The sequence below is a fragment of the Flavobacterium sp. RHBU_24 genome, from assembly GCF_046613695.1.
Lineage (GTDB): Bacteria > Bacteroidota > Bacteroidia > Flavobacteriales > Flavobacteriaceae > Flavobacterium.
In genome coordinates this window covers 55599-73313 of record NZ_JBKJHD010000014.1, presented here as the reverse complement: position 1 = coordinate 73313, position 17715 = coordinate 55599, and the positions used below count along the sequence as shown (strand labels likewise).

Below are 17715 nucleotides of genomic sequence, written 5' to 3'. Positions count from 1 at the left end.
TATAGCAATTTTGTTCTTACCACTACTAAACATTTATGGTAAGCATTACCCTACCTAACGCGTTGAACAATTTTAAAACGTGTTATATAAACCCACATATTCACGCGAAACGTATAAAAATATAATAATGTTTTAAATAAAGACAGGAAAATAAGGTATACCATAAAATTTCATCACGGCTATTTATGGCAATCCAGGCTAAAAACATGATTAAAAAAAATGCCAACTTAAGGCGTTTAAATGCCTTTTCAATGGCTAATATTTTTTTCCCAGTTTAATTTTCACCTTGCCATCGGCTTCATCTTCGGCTATAAGATGCACCACTATGCCGCGGTTGCGGCGTTTCGCCAGTTCTTTTTCATCTTTAATATGCTTGTCTCTTTCAGGGTTGCGCAAGGGTACCGATATAAACATTTTTGTACCTCTTCCAAAAGAATAAGTACCTTCAACATCCATATTAATTAAGCTGCTGTTTATCTGCATCGGTGCTACGGTTATTTTTTCGCCTTTGATATCAAAATGTCCTTTAAGATTATCAAATTCAATATTTTTTACATCCCGGAATGGGAACGCAAATTTGCCCACGCTTACTATAGGTTCAAAATTAATAAGCCTGGCTTTTTTAAGAGTAAAAGTTACATTGCCGTTAATCGACTTTGGCAGTAAATTACCCTCTTCGGTAAGTATACCGCTAACATCTGCTGTTGCAGAAAATATACCTTTTAGCTGTCTACCAGTAAGGCTTTGCATACCAAAGTTTTCAAACGAATCTAAAAAACGGCTTACATTTACACTCTTTACATCGGCAAGGAGGTTGTATTTTGTACTGCCACCGGTATATACACTACCATTAATACTAAGTTGACCTCCCTCGTGGTGCAGTCCCGCATTTTTAAGCACAATATTACCCTGCTCTGTAAGTAATACGTTTGCTGTAGCATTAGTTGCATGAAATTTCTTATAATATACATTATCAACCTTAAGTTTCATGTCTACGCTACTTTTCTCAAAAAGCAGGCTCATATCATCAGTAAAATTTCCTTTTTTATTTTGTTGTATTTTTTTTTGAGTTTCCTTTCGGGTTTGCAGAAACGATATATATTCTTCTAAATACAGCTTAGGGCTGTAAATCTGCCACTCTAACACTATTTTTTCAGGATCAGAATAATAAAGGTTTAAAAAGTTGCCTACGTGCCCGTTCATGTTCACAATGCTCTTATCCGTTTTTAAAACAATGCGGCTTATATTGAGGTCGTCCTTTGTAAAATTAAGCGCTACCGATATATTATTAAACCGTAGCTTGCGTGGCACATAGGTAATATCTGCATCTTTAACCGTAATACTGCCTTCTACAAAAGGCTTGGCCAGCTTAAAGTTTACCACATCAGCCTTAAAGTTCAGTTTTGCAACGGCGGTACCTTTACTAAAGGTTAGAAGGTCATCATCTACAAAATTTTTCAGTTTTTCAATTATAAATGATGATGCAAAGTCACCGGTGGCAATGGGTTTATCTAAATTAAGTATCATGGCTTTACCCAGTGTAAATGGCACGCCATTATAGCTACCCCTAAAATCTGTGAGTGTAATAGCCGAATTTTCGTCGCTTATCTCTCCCTGCTTATTATACCTGTTTGTAAAACTGCCGTTAAAGCTGCAACCATCTACAGTACCTCCGGGTGTAATAAGCGTGTTCTTTTTAATGCCCGCAGCCACCTCTATAAGCGGGTCGCCCTTATCATTAAAATCACCTTTAATGCCGCATGCCACACTAATGGGCTGCTTAATATCAAACATCATCAGCTTTTGTGTAATATTAGGTGAAAGCAGGTTAGCGGCATCCTTCCATAATATATCAGGGTTTTCTATAGAAATTTCAAATTTTGATGAATTGCCCGTATATAATGTAGCGCCTACAGTAAACTTATCCCCTCCTATTATAAGGGGCATCTTTTTGAAATCAAGTGCGCCTCTGCTGTCATTATAAGTAATATCAAAACGCCCGTCAATTTCCTGGTCTTTTATAAAACTGCCCCTTGCCGTATTAAAAGCCATGCTTTTTGCAAGTGCTCCAAGGCTAATATCGGCCTGCCAGCCATTATTCTTATAATCAATTGTAGCAAAAAGACTGTGTACCTCAAAATTATACAGTTTCCCTGTTTTAACATTATTTGCAGTTAAAGATACTTTATCAAGTTCCAGCTTGCGCAATTCAGGCAGGCCGCCATCGTTAGCATCTTCGCCGGCAGGGGTTTTCTTTTTATTTCTGAAAACTGATGTGTTAGTATAGCCATTAGCGTCGGTAAAAATATCGGCGGCAGCATTAGCTATGGTAATTTTTTTAATCTCAACCGTACCCCGAAGCAGTGCAAATGCATTAACAGCAACGTCAAGGTATCCGGCTTTTAACAGCGTATGCTTGTGGGAATCGAACAATGAATCGCGCACCACTACATCTGTAAGACGCAAGCTAACGCTGGGGAAGCCCCGCAAAAATGTGGTTTCCATAGCGCCTATTGTAATGCTGCCAGATATGTTTTCGTTTAATGAGCTGGTTATCATGGCAAGGGTTTCTTTCTTGTGGGTATGTATGTACCAGGCCAAACCTGCATATAAAAGCACCACCAGGCAAACAACTAAAGTCAGTACGCGTAGGGCTATACCCACCACTTTTCTTTTTTTGGACGTGTCAGGGATAACAGTATTAGTATTTTTAACCATCTACTTAATTATATTGTACTAAGATAGTTTGCACATAATAATTAAGTTATTAGATTTTGTTAAAAAGCCATGGTTATATAAAATGAGTGCGGACGCTTTCGCGCCCGCACTGCCCCCAGAAAATAAACGCACTAAAATCGACATTAGTGCATTAAAACAACTGTATCTTTCATAGTGATCGGCACCATTATGAGGATACAGGTGCAAAAGTAAGATTTAGCGTACTCAACACTTGGTAAAAGGGCATAGACAAACCATAGACAGATATTAAAAAACGGCTATTTTATGGGTAAAAAGCATCATTTTTACCTGTTGGTTAGATTACATCTCGACTATTCAGCATCCAAGCCTTTCTTTTGCCTTATTAAATAAACATTCCTCCCGAAACTTCTATACGCTGTGAAGTAATCCAGCGGGCGTCGTCAGTGCATAAAAAGGCAACTACCCCACCTATATCATCCGGAAGCCCTACCCTGCCCAGCGCGGTTTGAGAAGCTATAAAATTATTAAGCTGGCTGTTGTCTCGCACTGCACCACCTCCAAAGTCGGTTTCTATAGCGCCCGGAGCTACAATATTTACGTTAATACCGCGGCTGCCCAGCTCTTTTGCCTGGTACTTAGTAAGTGTTTCCATAGCGCCTTTCATACTTGCATAAGCCGCGTAACCCGGCAGGCTAAAACGCGCCAGCCCGCTGGAAATGTTTATTATGCCTCCGCCGTCAGCCAGCAAAGGCAATGCCTGTTGGGTAAGGAAGAACGGGCCTTTAAAATGGATGTTTACCAGGGTATCGAAATCGGCCATTGAAGTTTCAGCAAAAGCAGCGTGTATACCTATACCGGCATTGTTAACCAGATAGTCAAATTTTTCTGTAGAAAACTTTACTTTAAGAATCGCCGCTACTTCAGCTATAAATTCTTCAAAGCTTTTTGCATCGCCAACATTAAGCTGCACAGCCGCCGCTTTTTGGCCCAGTGCTTCAATTTCTTTAACTGTTTGTTGGGCTTCTTCCTTTTTACTGTTGTAGGTAAGAATCACGTTCAGTCCTTTTTTAGCAACAGCCAAGGCCATATTTTTACCAAGGCCTCGGCTTCCGCCGGTAATCAATGCAATTTTAGATTGTAACATATTGTGTATATTTTAGTTATTTACACTACAAAGTTACATAGAGAGAAGTGCTAAAAATGGTGTACTCTTCAGAATCTTCCGAAGGCAATTCAAAGTTTAAAGTTTCAGGTTCAAAGTTTATGCCGTTCGGCACGTTGAGTGAACAACCTTAAACCTTAAACAAATTTCTTCCGGTACTGCAACGGTGTTTGTCCGGTCATGCTTTTAAAGAATTTGGTAAAATTGGTGGGCTCATCGTAGGCAAAGCGCTGGCCTATTGCAGCTATGTGCAAGTCCGTTTCTTTAAGAAGTTTTATAGATTCTTCTAATATCCGCTCTTCCATAACTTCACAAGGCGAGGTATTCAACGTAAGCTTTAGCGTATTGCTAAGGTGCCGCGGGTGGATGAACAGCTTATCCGCAAAATCTTTAGCGTGGTAGCGACGGGTAGCATGGCCGGACATAAGATCAGCTATGTGGTCTTCGGCCAGTTTTAGGAAGTCGGCAGCAATTTCATCCTTACGGGAAAGAATTTTTTCGGGTATCTTTTGGGTTTTGGCTATAAGTGTTTCCATACTAAGTGGTGTAAGGCACTAAATTACAAAAGAACTTTCTTATTTTTGCATCACTTATGGCAAAACGAACCGCTAACAGTACTCAGATATCACTTTTCCCGGAAACGCTGTATGAATACCACATACTGCTAAGCCCCAGTGATGCCATAAAGGACGATGTAGATAACCTAAAGCAGGTACTGCACGAGCAGATAGGGATAGCCGATCGCGACCGCACATCTATAGCACACATATCGCTGATGAAGATGGAGGCGTTTGAATCGACCAGCGTAAAGGATATTGTAAAGAAAGTATTGGCAGGCGAACCCAAATTTACCATAAAAATAAACGGTTATGCACATTTTGAGCATGGTAAAGAGCGCACGCTCTACCTGAAGCTGGACGAACCCGAAAGCATAGACCGCATTGCCGTAGCCATAAAAAACCCCTCTAAAAAGAAGGCTCCTAAACCAAAGTACCGCCAAACAAGCATTGTTGATAAACCCGAGCGCAAGACAAAGCTCAGTATGACACCCCATATTACCATAGCACGTAATATTAGTGAGGCCGACTTTGAGAAAATAGACTTTGCCGCTTTTGAATACCAGAACGAATGGGTATGCGACCGCGTAATCATCCGCCGCCGCCTGGCCGGAACCGATAAGTTGTTCAGCCCCGCTGGTGAAGTAAAACTGGGTTAGAAGAATTATTAATCAAAACAAAAGGGCGGGTAACCGTTGCTATCAAAATTAGGTTTGATAGCAGCCTGGTGACCCGCCCGTTGTCATCTTAAGGAGTGACTATTACTATTAAGGGTTAGATTGTGCATACCAGTACCATATACCGGCAATAACAATAAGCACTGCCAGTATGGCAAGCGCAATTTTAACCGCGCTGTATGGCCTTTCGCCCTGTACCTCACCGGTACGGGCATTTATTAAAAAGCGGTATAGCTTTTCTTTATACCTATAGGCACTGGTATATACCGGGCACAGCAGGTGCTTAAAGGTAATAGCGGTATAGTTTGTGCGTGTTGATAGTATACGCTGCTCATCGCCGCCTATATGGTTGCGGATACTGGCGCGTATAGGTCCATCCATTACCTCCTTGGCTACCTCAAAGCCATCTTTAAGGCTTACCTGGTATTTCTCTGCATTAAAGCCGCTCAGGTAGCTTTTATCAAATGGCACCAGGTTTTCCAGGTCCCACGGCTCCAGCTCGTCCACATACTTCCGGGGAAGCGAGCCCGTTGCCGATACCATTACATCGTCAAAGTTTACCATTACCATACCACTTACAGGGTACCAGCGCGTTTTGCGCACCTGCCTGGTCTTGGTAACGCTGCGTCCATTTTCGTTAGCCGTATAGGTCTCGGTTACATAGTAATGAATACCACGTTCACCCACATAGTTAGTATAGGTAAGGCTGTCATAAGTCCAGTACGGTATATACATGCCCTTAAGCCCGTCCATGCTCAGCGATGCTTTTTTAAGGGCATTAGGCGCAAACCACATTTTAGCAACCCATTTTTTAAACTCGTCCTTGCCCTGGTCCTTAGTGAGCTTAAAGGGCAACAGCGAGCGTGGCTCTATTATGCTTTCCATAACCGCATTTGCAATAATAAGCGGTGCGGCACAGTAGGCACAGGATGTAGAATTGAGAGCACCGCTTACGGTAGACGTAGCCCCGCAGCTGTCGCACTTTACAAACTGCTCTGTAAGCATGGCCACACTGCCGGATTGTTCATCAAGGGCGGCCAGGTAGTCAAATTCTTCTATTACTTCATCAGACTTCGGTATCTCATTATCGGCACCGCAGTACTCGCAGCTCAGGTGCTCTGTGCCCGGTTTGTAAACAAGAAATGCACCACAATTAGTACACGGAAACTTTAAGCTCCCTACTTCTGCTTCTTCAAGATTTTCCATAATTACAGCCCCGGTATTGGTGGTGGAACATTTTCAAATACTCCCGAGAGTTCCGCAAGCTGGCCCGCAGGTGTCCAGTTGGCAAGGCCGGCATACCATACCAGTGAATCGCGGTTAAACTGGTTTTGGGCAGCAAGCTGTTTTAGGGCAGTAACTTCAAAAGGGCCTGCCTGCTGGCCGTTAAGCACAGTAAAGAATGACGGGGCTGCAGGGATTGGGGGTGGCATGGGTGCCGCCGCCTGTGGCTGCTGGGCTTGCTGATGCTGGTTTACCATCATGTTTGTCATTTGCCCGGCCATACCTATTCCCATACCCATCCCTATACCGGCACCAGCGGTACCGCCTTCATTAAGCGACGCATTCTCAATTGCCTTAGCTGTTTTCATTTGCGTGAGTTTGTTAAGGTCTACCACGTTAAGTCGGCTAAGCTCAAATATTTCCTTCTTAACCTCCTCCGGCATCGATATGTTTTCGATAAGGAAGTTAGTAACCTCAATACCGTATTTTTCAAATTCAGGGCCTATTTCGCCAAGAACAAAAAGTGAAATATCGCTTATGTTACCGGCATAGCTTTCTACCGGAAGATTAGATTTGCCCACTGTATTTGTAAACCGGGTAACAATCATGCTTTTAAGCTGCTCGGCAATTTTATCTGAGGTAAAGTTACCATCGGTGCCTACTATTTCCTTAATGAAAAGAGGCGCGTCCTTAACCCGGATAACATATGTACCAAAGGCGCGGATTTCTATCATGCCAAAACGCTGGTCGTTTAGCGTTATAGCATTTTTAGTACCCCAGCGCTGTGCCGTAATGTTGCGGGTGCTAATAAAATAAACCTCTGCCTGAAAAGGGCTGTTAAAACCAAACTTCCAGCCTTTTAGGGTAGAAAGTATGGGCAGGTTTTGGGTGGTAAGCGAGTACATGCCGGGCGTAAAAACGTCGGCAATCTGGCCTTCGTTTACAAAAACGGCTACCTGGCCTTCGCGCACGGTAAGTTTTGCGCCGTTTTTAATTTCGTTCTGGTAACGCTCAAAACGATATACAAGTGTGTCATCAGACGGGTCGAGCCATTGGATTATATCAATGAATTCGCCCCGCAATTTGTCAAAAAATCCCATGTGATTTAATTTTAAATTTGATTGATCGAAAAATTAATTGGTTGCGGGCAGAAATGTACGTTTTATTTTTGTACCCATAAAAAAATGTTAATTAATTTTACAGATGCACTACACTCCCACTTAAATATACAAGAGTGCATCTGCTTTACTAAGAGATTAAATCGCTAATTTTACCTGCGCCGATAAGAAATCGCACGCCTGATGAAATATTGCCTTACGTTTTTATTACTTACGCTATCTACCACCACCTACAGCCAGGTACTGCGCAAGCGCACACTAAAACTTATGGGCAGCAGGTTTGACATTACTATTGTGGCCGGTGAAAAGGCAGAAGCAGAGGCCTATATAGATACTGCCGTGGCTGAAATAACCCGTATAGAAAACCTTATTTCTGAGTGGCAGCCGCACACGCAGGTGAGCCAGGTAAACCGTAACGCGGGCATAGCGCCGGTAGTAGTAGACAAAGAGCTTTTTGATCTTACCGAAAGGGCGTTATATTTTTCTGAAATCAGCAATGGCGCGTTTGACATAAGCTTTGCGGCAATGGACCGGATATGGATCTTTGACGGCAGTATGACTGAAATGCCCAGCCCTGAAGCCATTAAAAAATCAGTGGCAAAAGTGGGTTACAAAAACATTATACTTGATAAAGAAAAGTGTACCATATTCCTGAAACTGGCCGGTATGAAGATAGGCTTTGGCTCAATAGGGAAAGGCTATGCCGCCGATAAAACACGGGAGCTTATGATGAGCAAGGGCGTAACAGCAGGCATTATTAACGCCTCTGGCGATATGAATACCTGGGGCGCCCAGCCAAACGGTAAACCGTGGACGGTAGGCATTACAAACCCCATAGATAAAAATAAGGTACTGGCTGTTTTTCCGTTGCGGGAAACAGCTGTGGTAACATCGGGCAGTTATGAAAAATTTATAATGCTGGGGGGTAAACGCTATTCGCACATCATTAACCCAATGACTGGCTATCCGGCCTCGGGACTTAGTAGTGTTACCGTTATGGGGGCAAGCGCCGAAACGGCAAATGGCTTTAGCACCGCCATGATGGTGCTGGGCAAAGACGAGGGGCTTAACCTTATTAACCGTTTCCCGGAGCTAAGCTGCATAATAGTAACCGATAGCGGCGAAGTCCTGGCCTCTAAAAACACGGATCTGAAAAAATACCTTAAAAAACAGCCTAATAACTAACATTTGGCTGCAAGTGTTAAGGGTATCCCAGTATTATAACTTGCCCACTATACTCTCTGCCGCTATAAACCCTCCCGTCCAGGCATTCTGAAAGTTAAAGCCGCCGGTAATCGCATCTATATTCACTACCTCGCCGGCAAAATAAAGTCTTTCGTAAAGTTTGCTTTGCATGGTTTTAAAGTTGACCTCTTTCAGGTCTATACCGCCTGCCGTTACAAACTCTTCCTTAAACGTGCTTTTGCCATTTACCGGATATTCGCCATGCGTAAGTTCAGTAGCCAACGCGGTAAGCTGGTTTTTGGTAAGGTCTGCCCAGCGGCTTTCAGGGTCAATGCCCGCCGCAATTACCAGGCTTTCCCACAAGCGGTTAGGGAAATCAAACGGCGATTTCCTGCCCACGGTTTTCTTCGCATTATTAAGTTTTAGCTCGCGCAGTATTGTATCGCACTCGTCAAAATCAACCTCGTTTAGCCAGTTTACTATGATTGTAAAATGATAATTTTTATCGGCAAGTTCGCGAGCACCCCACGCGCTAAGTCGCAGTATGCCCGGCCCGCTCATGCCCCAATGGGTTATCAGCGTGGGCCCTGACGCTTCAAGCTTACTTCCCTTAACCTTTATCGTTGCTACCGCCGAAACCCCCATGAGGTTTTTAATACGCGCATCTTTAATATTAAAGGTAAACAGCGAAGGCACCGGCGGTACGATACTGTGCCCGAGCTCCTGCAGCATTTCCCACATCTTGGGGTTGCTGCCGGTGGCCATTACCAGTTTCCCGGCCAGATAGGTTTCGTTCTGGGTTTCTATTTTCCAGTGGGTTTCGGCGTGGTACAGCGATTGTATACTTTGCCCGGTGAGTATTTGTATGCTGAATTTTTTAGCCGCGCCCAAAAAGCAGTCTATTATGGTTTGTGAACTGTCCGTAACCGGAAACATGCGACCGTCTTCTTCAATTTTCAATTCTACCCCTTGCCGCTCAAACCACTCAATAGTATCGCCACTGCTAAAACGGTTAAACGGCCCGCGTAGTTCCTTCTCCCCTCTCGGATAAAACTTAACCAGGTCGTTAGGGATAAAGCAGGCATGCGTAACGTTGCAACGCCCCCCACCCGATATCCGCACCTTACTGAGCACCTCTTTACCGCGCTCCAGTATGGCTATCTTAAGCTTAGGATTGCGTTCGGCTATGTTTATCGCGGTAAAAAACCCTGCTGCCCCGCCCCCGGCAATTATTATATCAAATGGCTTGCTCATATACGGTCAGGGTAATCGGTTATTATGCCATCCACGCCCAGCGCTTTTACGCGGGCTATATCTTCGGGTTCGTTAACGGTCCAGGTATAAATTTTATATCCAGCTTCTTTGGCTTTGTCAACATTGCTTTCGGTAAGGAGCGAAAAATGCGGGTGCAACGCGACGGCATTGAACTCCTCCGCCCATTGCCATGCCTGGTGTATGCTGGCCTGTGTAAGGATGCCCAGCGGCACCTTAGGGTTTATGGCATGCATTGCCTCCAACTCTTCCCGCTGAAAGCTCGACACAATAACATCATTATAGTGGTAGCCTTTTTCAGCTACATAGCGTTCTATAAAATCGCTAACGGGCTGCGCGGTATGGCGGCCCTTCATCTCTATATTCACAAAACAATTTTTGCCTACGGCATCAAACACTTCATCAAGCGTAGGGATGCTGTAACCGCCGGTTACTTCAAGAGCCTTCAATTCGCCCAGCGAAAGCTTATGCACCTCGCCGGAGCCATTGGTAACACGGTCTACCGTAAAGTCGTGAATAACCACCAGCTCACCTGTAGCACACACATGCACGTCAAGCTCTATAGCCTTTGAGCCAAGCTCCAGCGCCCTTAAAAACGAGGCTACGGTATTTTCGGTAACATGGCCCTTGGCGCCACGATGGCCTATATTCAGCATTGGCAATGTTTTCTGCAAAGATAGCCAAAATACACCCGCCTAAAAAACAAAAGCCCCCTGCTACGAGCAGAGGGCCTTTGGCAAAAAACGTAAACTATCAATTAATCCTTAACGATGCGTAGCATTGATACGCCTGTAGCGGTACTTACTTTGGCAAAATAAACACCCGAAGCAAAACCGGCGGCATTTACAGTAGTTGCCTGCGCGCCCACGTTTTGTGTAAGGATGGTTTTACCGGTAATGTCAACTACCTGTAGCGTGGTAATTTCATCGTTTCCGCTAAAGTTCCATACCGATGTGGCAGGGTTAGGGTATACCATGATGTTATTTTTGACCCTTACTTCAATACCTGCCTCGGTAGTAAATGCAAACTCGGCACTAGTGCGGTTAAAGCTTACATCATAGGTACCTGCAGGTACCACAAAGTTCTCGCCGGGAGAGGTAAGCGTACCCGATGGGTATGTGCCGCTACCCCAGCTTACCGCCCACTGGTGGTTAAGCCTGAATTTTATTTCGCCGCCTGCAAAAGCCTGGTCCATCTTGGTATAAGTAACCCCGTCTGTAGTTTCAAGGTCAACATCGGTGTTCCAGTTGATAAGGCCATCACCGGTAATACTTACGGTGACATAGTTAAAGGCGTAGGCACCTGTTTCGGTATTAAAGGTAATGTTATACGCATTTGCAGGCACGGAAATAAGGCCGCCTTCTGTAGCTGTACCTGTGGGGAAACCTGTGCTGCCCCACTGCCCTTCGGCATTTACTGAAAAGAAATAATCTCCCTCGCCCAGCGTTACATTGTCGGCAAAATAGTTTATGCCGTCTAACGTTGAAAATGAAGCTGTAATACCGCCGCCTGTAAGGGTTACGGTATCAAACACCACGCCCGGGGCCGAAAAGGTATAAGCACCGGTAGAAATATCAAACGTTACATCCCAGGTACCATTAGTAGCAGGAATATTAGCACCGTTTAGCACACCTGTACCCGACGGGAAAGTAGCAGCGCCCCAGTTTACTGACCAGCCATGGTCCTGGCGGAATTTAACGCCTGCATCTACTCCGGAACCTGCTAAAGGAATTTCAACCACAAGGCCGCTATAGGTGTAGTGCACACCGTCAGTCGTGGTCATGTCAAGGTCGCCGGCCCAGTCTACAGAAGTAGAACCTCCCAAAATACTGATAAGAGGGTTTTGAGCGTTCATAATTGCCGTGCCCACCATGAACACCGCGCAATAGGTAAGTAATTTTCTGATCATAATAAAAGTAAATTTAAATTAAGAAACCGTTATAGTAAAATAAACCAAAAAAAGGCCTTAGGCATTGCCCAAAGCCCTTATATTCTAATTAGTTAAAATCCAATACTGCCATGGCAAAGCAGCTATTTCCTGGCCCTTTTTAAAGGTTACCTTTTCTCCTGTAAGCGCGTTTGTAAACGTACCTTCGGCAGCCACTGTAAAATGTAGTTTGTCTTTAGTAAGGTTAGCGATGTAGTAAAGCTGTTTGCCTTCTTTTTCACGTTCAAAAGCCAGTATCTTTTTATCGTCAGATGTTTTTAACCTTTTATATGATGCCGGTTTTTTACCACCGTTAAGCGCGGCATCGGTATTCTTTAATTTGCCCAGTTTTTCATAAATGGCAAACATTTTACCTTCTTTCTTTTCAATAGGGTCCTGCTCAAAGAATTTAAGGCGGCGTTTGTTGTCATACTCCTGGCCGGTATAGATAAGTGGCATGCCCGGCATAGCATAGGTAAGCGCAGCAAAGGTTTCGGCAGCATCACCCATGCGCTCATATTCGCTTCCGTTCCAGGCATTTTCGTCATGGCTGCTGGTAAGATTCATCATGATATCATCCTTCTCAAATTTTTTTGAAAGGTGTTTCATCATGGCATCCCAGTCGGCCACGGTTTTCTTTCCCTGTGCAATATCGTTCATAACATGGTGCGCCTCAAAGCCGTAGCCCATATCAAACTGCCCTTTCATCAGGTATTCCTTTTCGCTTTCCATCAGCATGAAAAGCGGCTTCACTTCTTTCAATTTCGGGATGGCAAAATTCCAGAAATCAACAGGCACATTATCGGCCACATCGCAACGGAAACCGTCTATATTCTGCTTCTCTACCCAAAACTTCATTTCGTTAAGCATGGGTATGTACAACTTTTTATTAGTATACTCCAGGTGGGCGACATCCGTCCAGCCCCACGGTTCACCCGTTTCAGGATTTAGTGGGTCGGTCACTTCGCCTTTGGCATTGTGCTGGTAGTATTCCGGGTGCTCTTTTATCCATTTGTGGTCCCAGCCAGTATGGTTAGCCACCCAGTCAAGTATCACATAGATGCCGTTATCATGGGCGGTTTTTACTAACTTCTGGAAATCCTCCAGCGTACCCAAATCCGGGTTCACCGCGGTATAATCGGTAATGGCATACCAGCTGCCCAGGTATTTTTTCTTTTCATTTGGGTCAGTAATATCCTCAATCGACTTATCGGCTGTAGCCTTTCTCTTTGTCATCGATATCGGATAAATGGGCATGACCCAAAGTATCTTTACGCCAAGCTGCTTTAGTTTCGGAATGTCTTTTGTAAAGGCATTAAACGTGCCTTCCGGCGAATAGTTACGGATGTTTGCCTCATAGATAACGGCGTTTTCCATCGCAGCATCGCTTACCGGCGGCAGGGTTTCCGCAACGGCGGGAGCTGGCTCGCTTTCAACTTTCTTTTCCTCTTTACAGCCCCACAGCAGGGTTAGTGTAAGAACGGTTATTAGTATTTTTTTCATTTAAATGAGGTTTGGTTTTTAGCTTATTTCAATTCCAGCACCATAACGCTCTTCGGCTCCATAGTAATCTCACCGGCAACGTTAACAGTCTTACCCGTAATTACATCCGTACCCGATTTATAGGCTTTAATGTTCTCGGCAAAACGGTCGGTGTTGAAGGCCTTAACGGCGGGCGCGTTATTTACCACGACCATTACGGTTTCCTTTTCGTTGTAACGGAAGTATACATACACGTTATCATACGGCAGATACTGGGTAGTCTTGCCCGAGTGGATCACGGCTTTGTTTTTCCGCCAGGTAAATAGTTTTGAGGTATAATCGAAGTACTGTTTTTCCTGTTCGGTACGGCCTGATGCTGTAAAAGCATTGTGGCTATCGCCCTTCCAGCCACCCGGAAAATCATGTCGGATATCGCCATCGCCCTTGCCCTTGTCGCCTGCCATGCCTATTTCGCTGCCATAGTACAACTGCGGAATACCACGCTCAGTAGCCAGGATTGCCATGGCCATCTGGTATTTTTTAAAGTCGTTTTTGTAGATTTCGTTCAGGCGGCCGGTGTCGTGGTTTTCGGCAAACGTAAGCACACTGTTGATGTTAGGGTACAAAAAGTCGTTAGCCAGGTTGTTGTACATTTTATACATGCCCCTGTCCCACCCGGCATCGTCTTCGTTAAAAGCCTGCGCCAGGGCATCCATACCGGTAAAGTCCATTACGCTTGGCAGGTACGAATTGAAACTTTGTATGGCCCCCACTTTACTGTCCTTCTGCCAATAGGCCATCTGTGCCTGGTCGTTCATCCAGACTTCGCCTACTATATTGAATTTCGGGTACTCATCGGTAATGGCTTTTGTCCACTTACTGATGCCCTCTTTGTCATTATAGCTATAGGTATCTACCCGGAAGCCATCAAGGTCGGCATATTCAATCCACCATATTGCATTTTGTGTAAGATAGTTTAACACAAGTGGATTACTTTGATTAAGATCTGGCATAGATGGTACAAACCAGCCGTCTACACACTGGCGTTTATCGCTTTTGCTGGCATTAACATCAAACTGCGTAGCCATGCGGTAGTTGCTCTGCGAATAGCCTGGAAACTGGTGCACCCACTCGTACGTTGGCAAATCTTTGTACATCCAGTGCTGTGCGCCCCAGTGGTTGGTTACATAATCAAGCACCAGCTTCATGCCGCGTTTTTTTAGCTCAGCCGAAAGGCGCAGGTAATCTTCGTTAGTACCATAGCGCGGGTCTATTTTATACACATCGCTTTGGCCGTAACCATGGTAGGAGCCGCGCGGGTCGTTATCTTCGCACAACGGCGTCGCCCAAACTGCCGTCGCGCCAAGCTCTTTGATATAGTCAAGGTTCTTGATGATACCCTCGATGTCGCCGCCGTGGCGGCCGTTAGGATTGGCGCGGTCTGCCTTCTCAGTAACGGCTTTGTGTGAGTCGTTATCCGGGTTTCCATTTGCAAAGCGGTCGGGCATGAGCAGGTACAGCATGTCTGCTGACGTATAGCTTTCACGGTTTGCCGAACCCGCCTTACGCTGCTTTAGTTCGTATTTTTGAGTAAAGTCTACTTTATCCTTGCCGTTTTTAAACGAAAAGGTCAGCGTTTTTGCCGATACATTCTTTGTATCAACAGTAACAAAAACGTAGTTAGGATTTTCGGTCTTTACCACGTTGTTTATCACCACGCCGTCTGAAACCGAGGGGGTGTATTGGGCGATGTTTTTTCCGTAGAACATAACCTGAAGCTCAGGGTTGTTCATGCCGCTCCACCAGAAAGGCGGCTCAGTGCGTTCTACCTGGGCAAATGCGGTAACGCCCGTAACTAGTAAGATGTAAAGTAACTTTTTCATTGTGTTGTTTGTTTTCCTGCAAGGTTTTAAAAACCTTGTAGGTATGTTTTATTTAGCCTGATTGGCATTCCCCTCAAGAGGGGAATGCCACGGTTGCTATCAGAACCTTATATTTATTGTAACACCTGACAGGTGTGGTATGCCGTACGAGTAAAGTTCCCCCTCTCTCCTTCGGCGGGGGGGGGTTGGGGGTTAGGACTCATTAATCCTTAAACCGTAACCAATTCGTTCGGCTTTACGGTAACGGCATTGCCGTTAACCACCACATCCATGTCGTTGCCCCCTTCAAGGCTAAAATGCGTTTCGCCCGGCTGTACCGATACTTTAAGCACCTGCCCGCGGAAGTTAATCTTAAACGAATAGCCCTCCCATTGCTCCGGAATTTTTGGCTCAAAATACAGTTTATTATTTTTAACGCGCATACCGCCAAAGCCTTCTACAATACTCATCCAGGTGCCGGCCATGCTGGTTATGTGCAGGCCTTCTTCTACCTCTTTATTGTAGTCGTCAAGGTCAAGGCGCGACGTACGTAAATAGAACGTATACGCCTGTTCCATCCTGTCGAGGCTGGCGGCCTGTATGCTGTGCACACACGGCGAAAGGCTGCTCTCGTGTACCGTAAGCGGCTCATAAAAGTCGAAGTGCTTTTCAAGCTGGTCTTTGGTAAAATGGTCTTCAAAAAAGTAGAAGCCCTGCAATACATCCGCCTGTTTTATGTAAGGCGAACGCAATATCCTGTCCCAACTCCACTTTTGGTTAATGGGGCGCTGGCTGCGGTCAAGCTGGCTCACGGGCACAAGCTCCTTATCAAGGAAACCGTCCTGCTGCAGGTACACGCCAAATTTATCTGAAAATGGCAGGTACATGTTATCCGAAACATCTTTCCAGGCGCGAATCTCTTCTGCGTCTAATTTAACCAAATCCATAATACGGGCATGGTCATCCGCATATTCATCACGCACGCGGGCTATCTGCTCCACGGCATAGTCAATACACCATTTGGCAATATAGTTGGTATAAAAGTTGTTGTTTATGTTGTTCTCGTACTCGTTAGGGCCTGTAACGCCCAGTATCATGTACAGATTTTTATTGGCAGAAAACGTAGCCCTCTGGTGCCAGAAACGCGCTATGCCTATCAGCACTTCAAGCCCTTTTTCAGGGATGTAGCTGTAATCGTTAGTAAAGCGGTAGTAGTTATAAATGGCGAAGGCAATGGCGCCGTTACGGTGAATTTCCTCAAAGGTAATTTCCCACTCGTTGTGGCATTCCTCTCCGTTCATGGTAACCATAGGGTACAATGCCGCGCCGTTTGTAAAGCCCAGCTTCGTAGCATTTTCTATCGCTTTGCCCAACTGGTTGTGGCGGTAGGTAAGCAGGTTACGCGCTACCTGCTGGTCTTTGGTCGCCATATAAAACGGTATGCAGTAGGCCTCGGTATCCCAGTAGGTAGAGCCACCATATTTTTCGCCGGTAAAGCCTTTAGGGCCTATGTTCAGCCTTGGGTCTTTGCCCAGGTACGTCTGGTTGAGCTGGAAGATATTAAAGCGGATGCCCTGCTGCGCCTTTACGTCGCCATCAATGGTAATATCCGCCATTTCCCAAATGCCTGCCCAGGCGTGTTTCTGCTCTTCTAAAAGGGCATCAAATCCTTTAACTTTCGCCGAAGCAATAACCGCCTTAGCAGCGCTTATCAGCTCCGCCTCCGGATGGTTTGTCGATACGGTATAGCCGCCGAATTTCACTATGGCTGCCGTATCGTTAGCGTTAGCTTCAATAGTATAGCTCAGTTGCACTTTCCTGTCTGTAGCCTCAGCATTAACGGGTAGCGTTTGTGTATCATTGCCATTTAGCAATATGTTGTTGTGCATAAAAGCAGCCGCTCCAAAACCGGTCTTGAACGTGCGGGCCGTTACAAAACCTTCGTTAGCAGAATATTGCACGTCTATTGGCTCCCAAAAGGTTTCCTCCCAGTTGGCATCCATATTCTTAACGCCTGCATCTACATAGGGGCTAAAGGTTATCTGTGCCGCGCGGTTAAGCGGGGTAATTTCATATTTTATGGCGCCAAGCTCATCTGCCACAAGCGACAGGAAACGCTTTACGTTTACTTTTATTTCGGTCCCGTTTTTTAGTACGGCCTCAAAAGAGCGGTTGTACCAGCCCTCTTTCATATTGAGCTCGCGGCGGAAGTTGTTTACAATGCTGCATTTGGCCAGGTCAAGCGCTTCACCATTTACGGTAATGCCTATCCCTATCCAGTTAGGTGCATTAAGTACCTTTGCAAAATATTCAGGGTAGCCGTTTTTCCACCAGCCCACCTTGGTTTTGTCGGGGTAATATACACCCGCTATATAACTTCCCTGAAAGGTATGCCCGCTGTAGTGCTCTTCAAAGTTGGCACGCTGGCCCATGGCGCCGTTGCCAATGCTAAAGAGGCTTTCTGATGAACGCACTCTTTCCGCATCAAATCCTTCTTCTATTACCGACCAATTATCCGGTATAATATAATCCTGGTTCATGTGTGCTTA

13 protein-coding genes are annotated in these 17715 nt (G+C 45.1%); 2 read left to right on the top strand and 11 right to left on the bottom strand.

The genetic code is table 11. The features are described from left to right. Positions 1-255 precede the first annotated feature (255 nt). The 3 genes from ACLI09_RS13710 to ACLI09_RS13700 form a co-directional block, all read right to left on the bottom strand. Positions 256-2718 carry an AsmA-like C-terminal region-containing protein gene (locus ACLI09_RS13710; RefSeq protein WP_411420200.1) on the bottom strand — a complete coding sequence of 821 codons (2463 nt, stop codon included), beginning with the start codon at positions 2716-2718 and terminating at the stop codon, positions 256-258. A gap of 364 nt (positions 2719-3082) precedes the next feature. Then, the gene (locus ACLI09_RS13705) at positions 3083-3844 is read right to left on the bottom strand and encodes an SDR family NAD(P)-dependent oxidoreductase (protein ID WP_411420199.1); all 762 of its coding nucleotides are present in this window, start codon (positions 3842-3844) and stop codon (positions 3083-3085) included. Between the two features lie 155 nt (positions 3845-3999). Beyond that, a complete protein-coding gene (locus ACLI09_RS13700; protein WP_411420198.1) occupies positions 4000-4398 on the bottom strand; it encodes a helix-turn-helix domain-containing protein in 399 nt (132 codons plus the stop codon). 56 nt (positions 4399-4454) lie between these two features. Here ACLI09_RS13700 and ACLI09_RS13695 point away from each other — a divergent pair, with 56 nt between their 5' ends. Then, the gene (locus ACLI09_RS13695) at positions 4455-5078 is read left to right on the top strand and encodes a 2'-5' RNA ligase family protein (RefSeq protein ID WP_411420197.1); all 624 of its coding nucleotides are present in this window, start codon (positions 4455-4457) and stop codon (positions 5076-5078) included. A 108-nt stretch (positions 5079-5186) separates the two neighbouring features. Here ACLI09_RS13695 and ACLI09_RS13690 read toward each other — a convergent pair whose 3' ends face one another. Together ACLI09_RS13690 and ACLI09_RS13685 are read right to left on the bottom strand one after the other, a co-directional pair. Next, positions 5187-6302: a DNA helicase PriA gene (locus ACLI09_RS13690; protein ID WP_411420196.1), complete on the bottom strand. Its 1116-nt coding sequence runs from the start codon at positions 6300-6302 to the stop codon at positions 5187-5189. 2 nt (positions 6303-6304) lie between these two features. Then, on the bottom strand, positions 6305-7420 hold the full coding sequence (locus tag ACLI09_RS13685) for an SPFH domain-containing protein (protein ID WP_411420195.1): 1116 nt from the start codon (positions 7418-7420) through the stop codon (positions 6305-6307). 201 nt (positions 7421-7621) lie between these two features. On the opposite strand from ACLI09_RS13685, the gene ACLI09_RS13680 reads away from it, so the two are divergent. Beyond that, the gene (locus ACLI09_RS13680; protein ID WP_411420194.1) at positions 7622-8623 is read left to right on the top strand and encodes an FAD:protein FMN transferase; all 1002 of its coding nucleotides are present in this window, start codon (positions 7622-7624) and stop codon (positions 8621-8623) included. 33 nt (positions 8624-8656) lie between these two features. On the opposite strand, the gene ACLI09_RS13675 is transcribed toward ACLI09_RS13680, so the two are convergent. From ACLI09_RS13675 to ACLI09_RS13650, 6 genes are all read right to left on the bottom strand, one after another. After that, positions 8657-9877 carry an NAD(P)/FAD-dependent oxidoreductase gene (locus tag ACLI09_RS13675; RefSeq protein ID WP_411420193.1) on the bottom strand — a complete coding sequence of 407 codons (1221 nt, stop codon included), beginning with the start codon at positions 9875-9877 and terminating at the stop codon, positions 8657-8659. After that, positions 9874-10551, bottom strand: coding sequence for a glycerophosphodiester phosphodiesterase (locus ACLI09_RS13670; protein WP_411420192.1), 678 nt, complete (start codon positions 10549-10551; stop codon positions 9874-9876). Before ACLI09_RS13670 ends, ACLI09_RS13675 begins: the two co-directional genes overlap by 4 nt. A 101-nt stretch (positions 10552-10652) precedes the next feature. Further along, positions 10653-11804, bottom strand: a complete 1152-nt coding sequence (locus tag ACLI09_RS13665; protein ID WP_411420191.1) for a T9SS type A sorting domain-containing protein — start codon at positions 11802-11804, stop codon at positions 10653-10655. An 84-nt stretch (positions 11805-11888) separates the two neighbouring features. Further along, the gene (locus tag ACLI09_RS13660) at positions 11889-13325 is read right to left on the bottom strand and encodes an alpha-amylase family glycosyl hydrolase (RefSeq protein ID WP_411420190.1); all 1437 of its coding nucleotides are present in this window, start codon (positions 13323-13325) and stop codon (positions 11889-11891) included. A gap of 23 nt (positions 13326-13348) precedes the next feature. Beyond that, positions 13349-15187 (bottom strand): glycoside hydrolase family 13 protein, encoded by a 1839-nt coding sequence (locus tag ACLI09_RS13655; protein WP_411420189.1) that lies wholly within the window; start codon positions 15185-15187, stop codon positions 13349-13351. Positions 15188-15396: 209 nt separating this feature from the next. After that, entirely contained in the window at positions 15397-17706 is a 2310-nt protein-coding gene (locus ACLI09_RS13650; protein ID WP_411420188.1) for a glycoside hydrolase family 65 protein, read from the bottom strand. Positions 17707-17715: the final 9 nt, after the last annotated feature.

Coding starts and splice junctions, on each gene's coding strand:
- ACLI09_RS13705 (WP_411420199.1), bottom strand. CDS start 3,844: ATGTTACAATCTAAAATTGCATTGATTACCGGCGGAAGCCGAGGCCTT.
- ACLI09_RS13680 (WP_411420194.1), top strand. CDS start 7,622: ATGAAATATTGCCTTACGTTTTTATTACTTACGCTATCTACCACCACC.
- ACLI09_RS13655 (WP_411420189.1), bottom strand. CDS start 15,187: ATGAAAAAGTTACTTTACATCTTACTAGTTACGGGCGTTACCGCATTT.
- ACLI09_RS13675 (WP_411420193.1), bottom strand. CDS start 9,877: ATGAGCAAGCCATTTGATATAATAATTGCCGGGGGCGGGGCAGCAGGG.
- ACLI09_RS13685 (WP_411420195.1), bottom strand. CDS start 7,420: ATGGGATTTTTTGACAAATTGCGGGGCGAATTCATTGATATAATCCAA.
- ACLI09_RS13665 (WP_411420191.1), bottom strand. CDS start 11,804: ATGATCAGAAAATTACTTACCTATTGCGCGGTGTTCATGGTGGGCACG.
- ACLI09_RS13695 (WP_411420197.1), top strand. CDS start 4,455: ATGGCAAAACGAACCGCTAACAGTACTCAGATATCACTTTTCCCGGAA.
- ACLI09_RS13700 (WP_411420198.1), bottom strand. CDS start 4,398: ATGGAAACACTTATAGCCAAAACCCAAAAGATACCCGAAAAAATTCTT.
- ACLI09_RS13670 (WP_411420192.1), bottom strand. CDS start 10,551: ATGCTGAATATAGGCCATCGTGGCGCCAAGGGCCATGTTACCGAAAAT.
- ACLI09_RS13660 (WP_411420190.1), bottom strand. CDS start 13,325: ATGAAAAAAATACTAATAACCGTTCTTACACTAACCCTGCTGTGGGGC.
- ACLI09_RS13650 (WP_411420188.1), bottom strand. CDS start 17,706: ATGAACCAGGATTATATTATACCGGATAATTGGTCGGTAATAGAAGAA.
- ACLI09_RS13690 (WP_411420196.1), bottom strand. CDS start 6,302: ATGGAAAATCTTGAAGAAGCAGAAGTAGGGAGCTTAAAGTTTCCGTGT.
- ACLI09_RS13710 (WP_411420200.1), bottom strand. CDS start 2,718: ATGGTTAAAAATACTAATACTGTTATCCCTGACACGTCCAAAAAAAGA.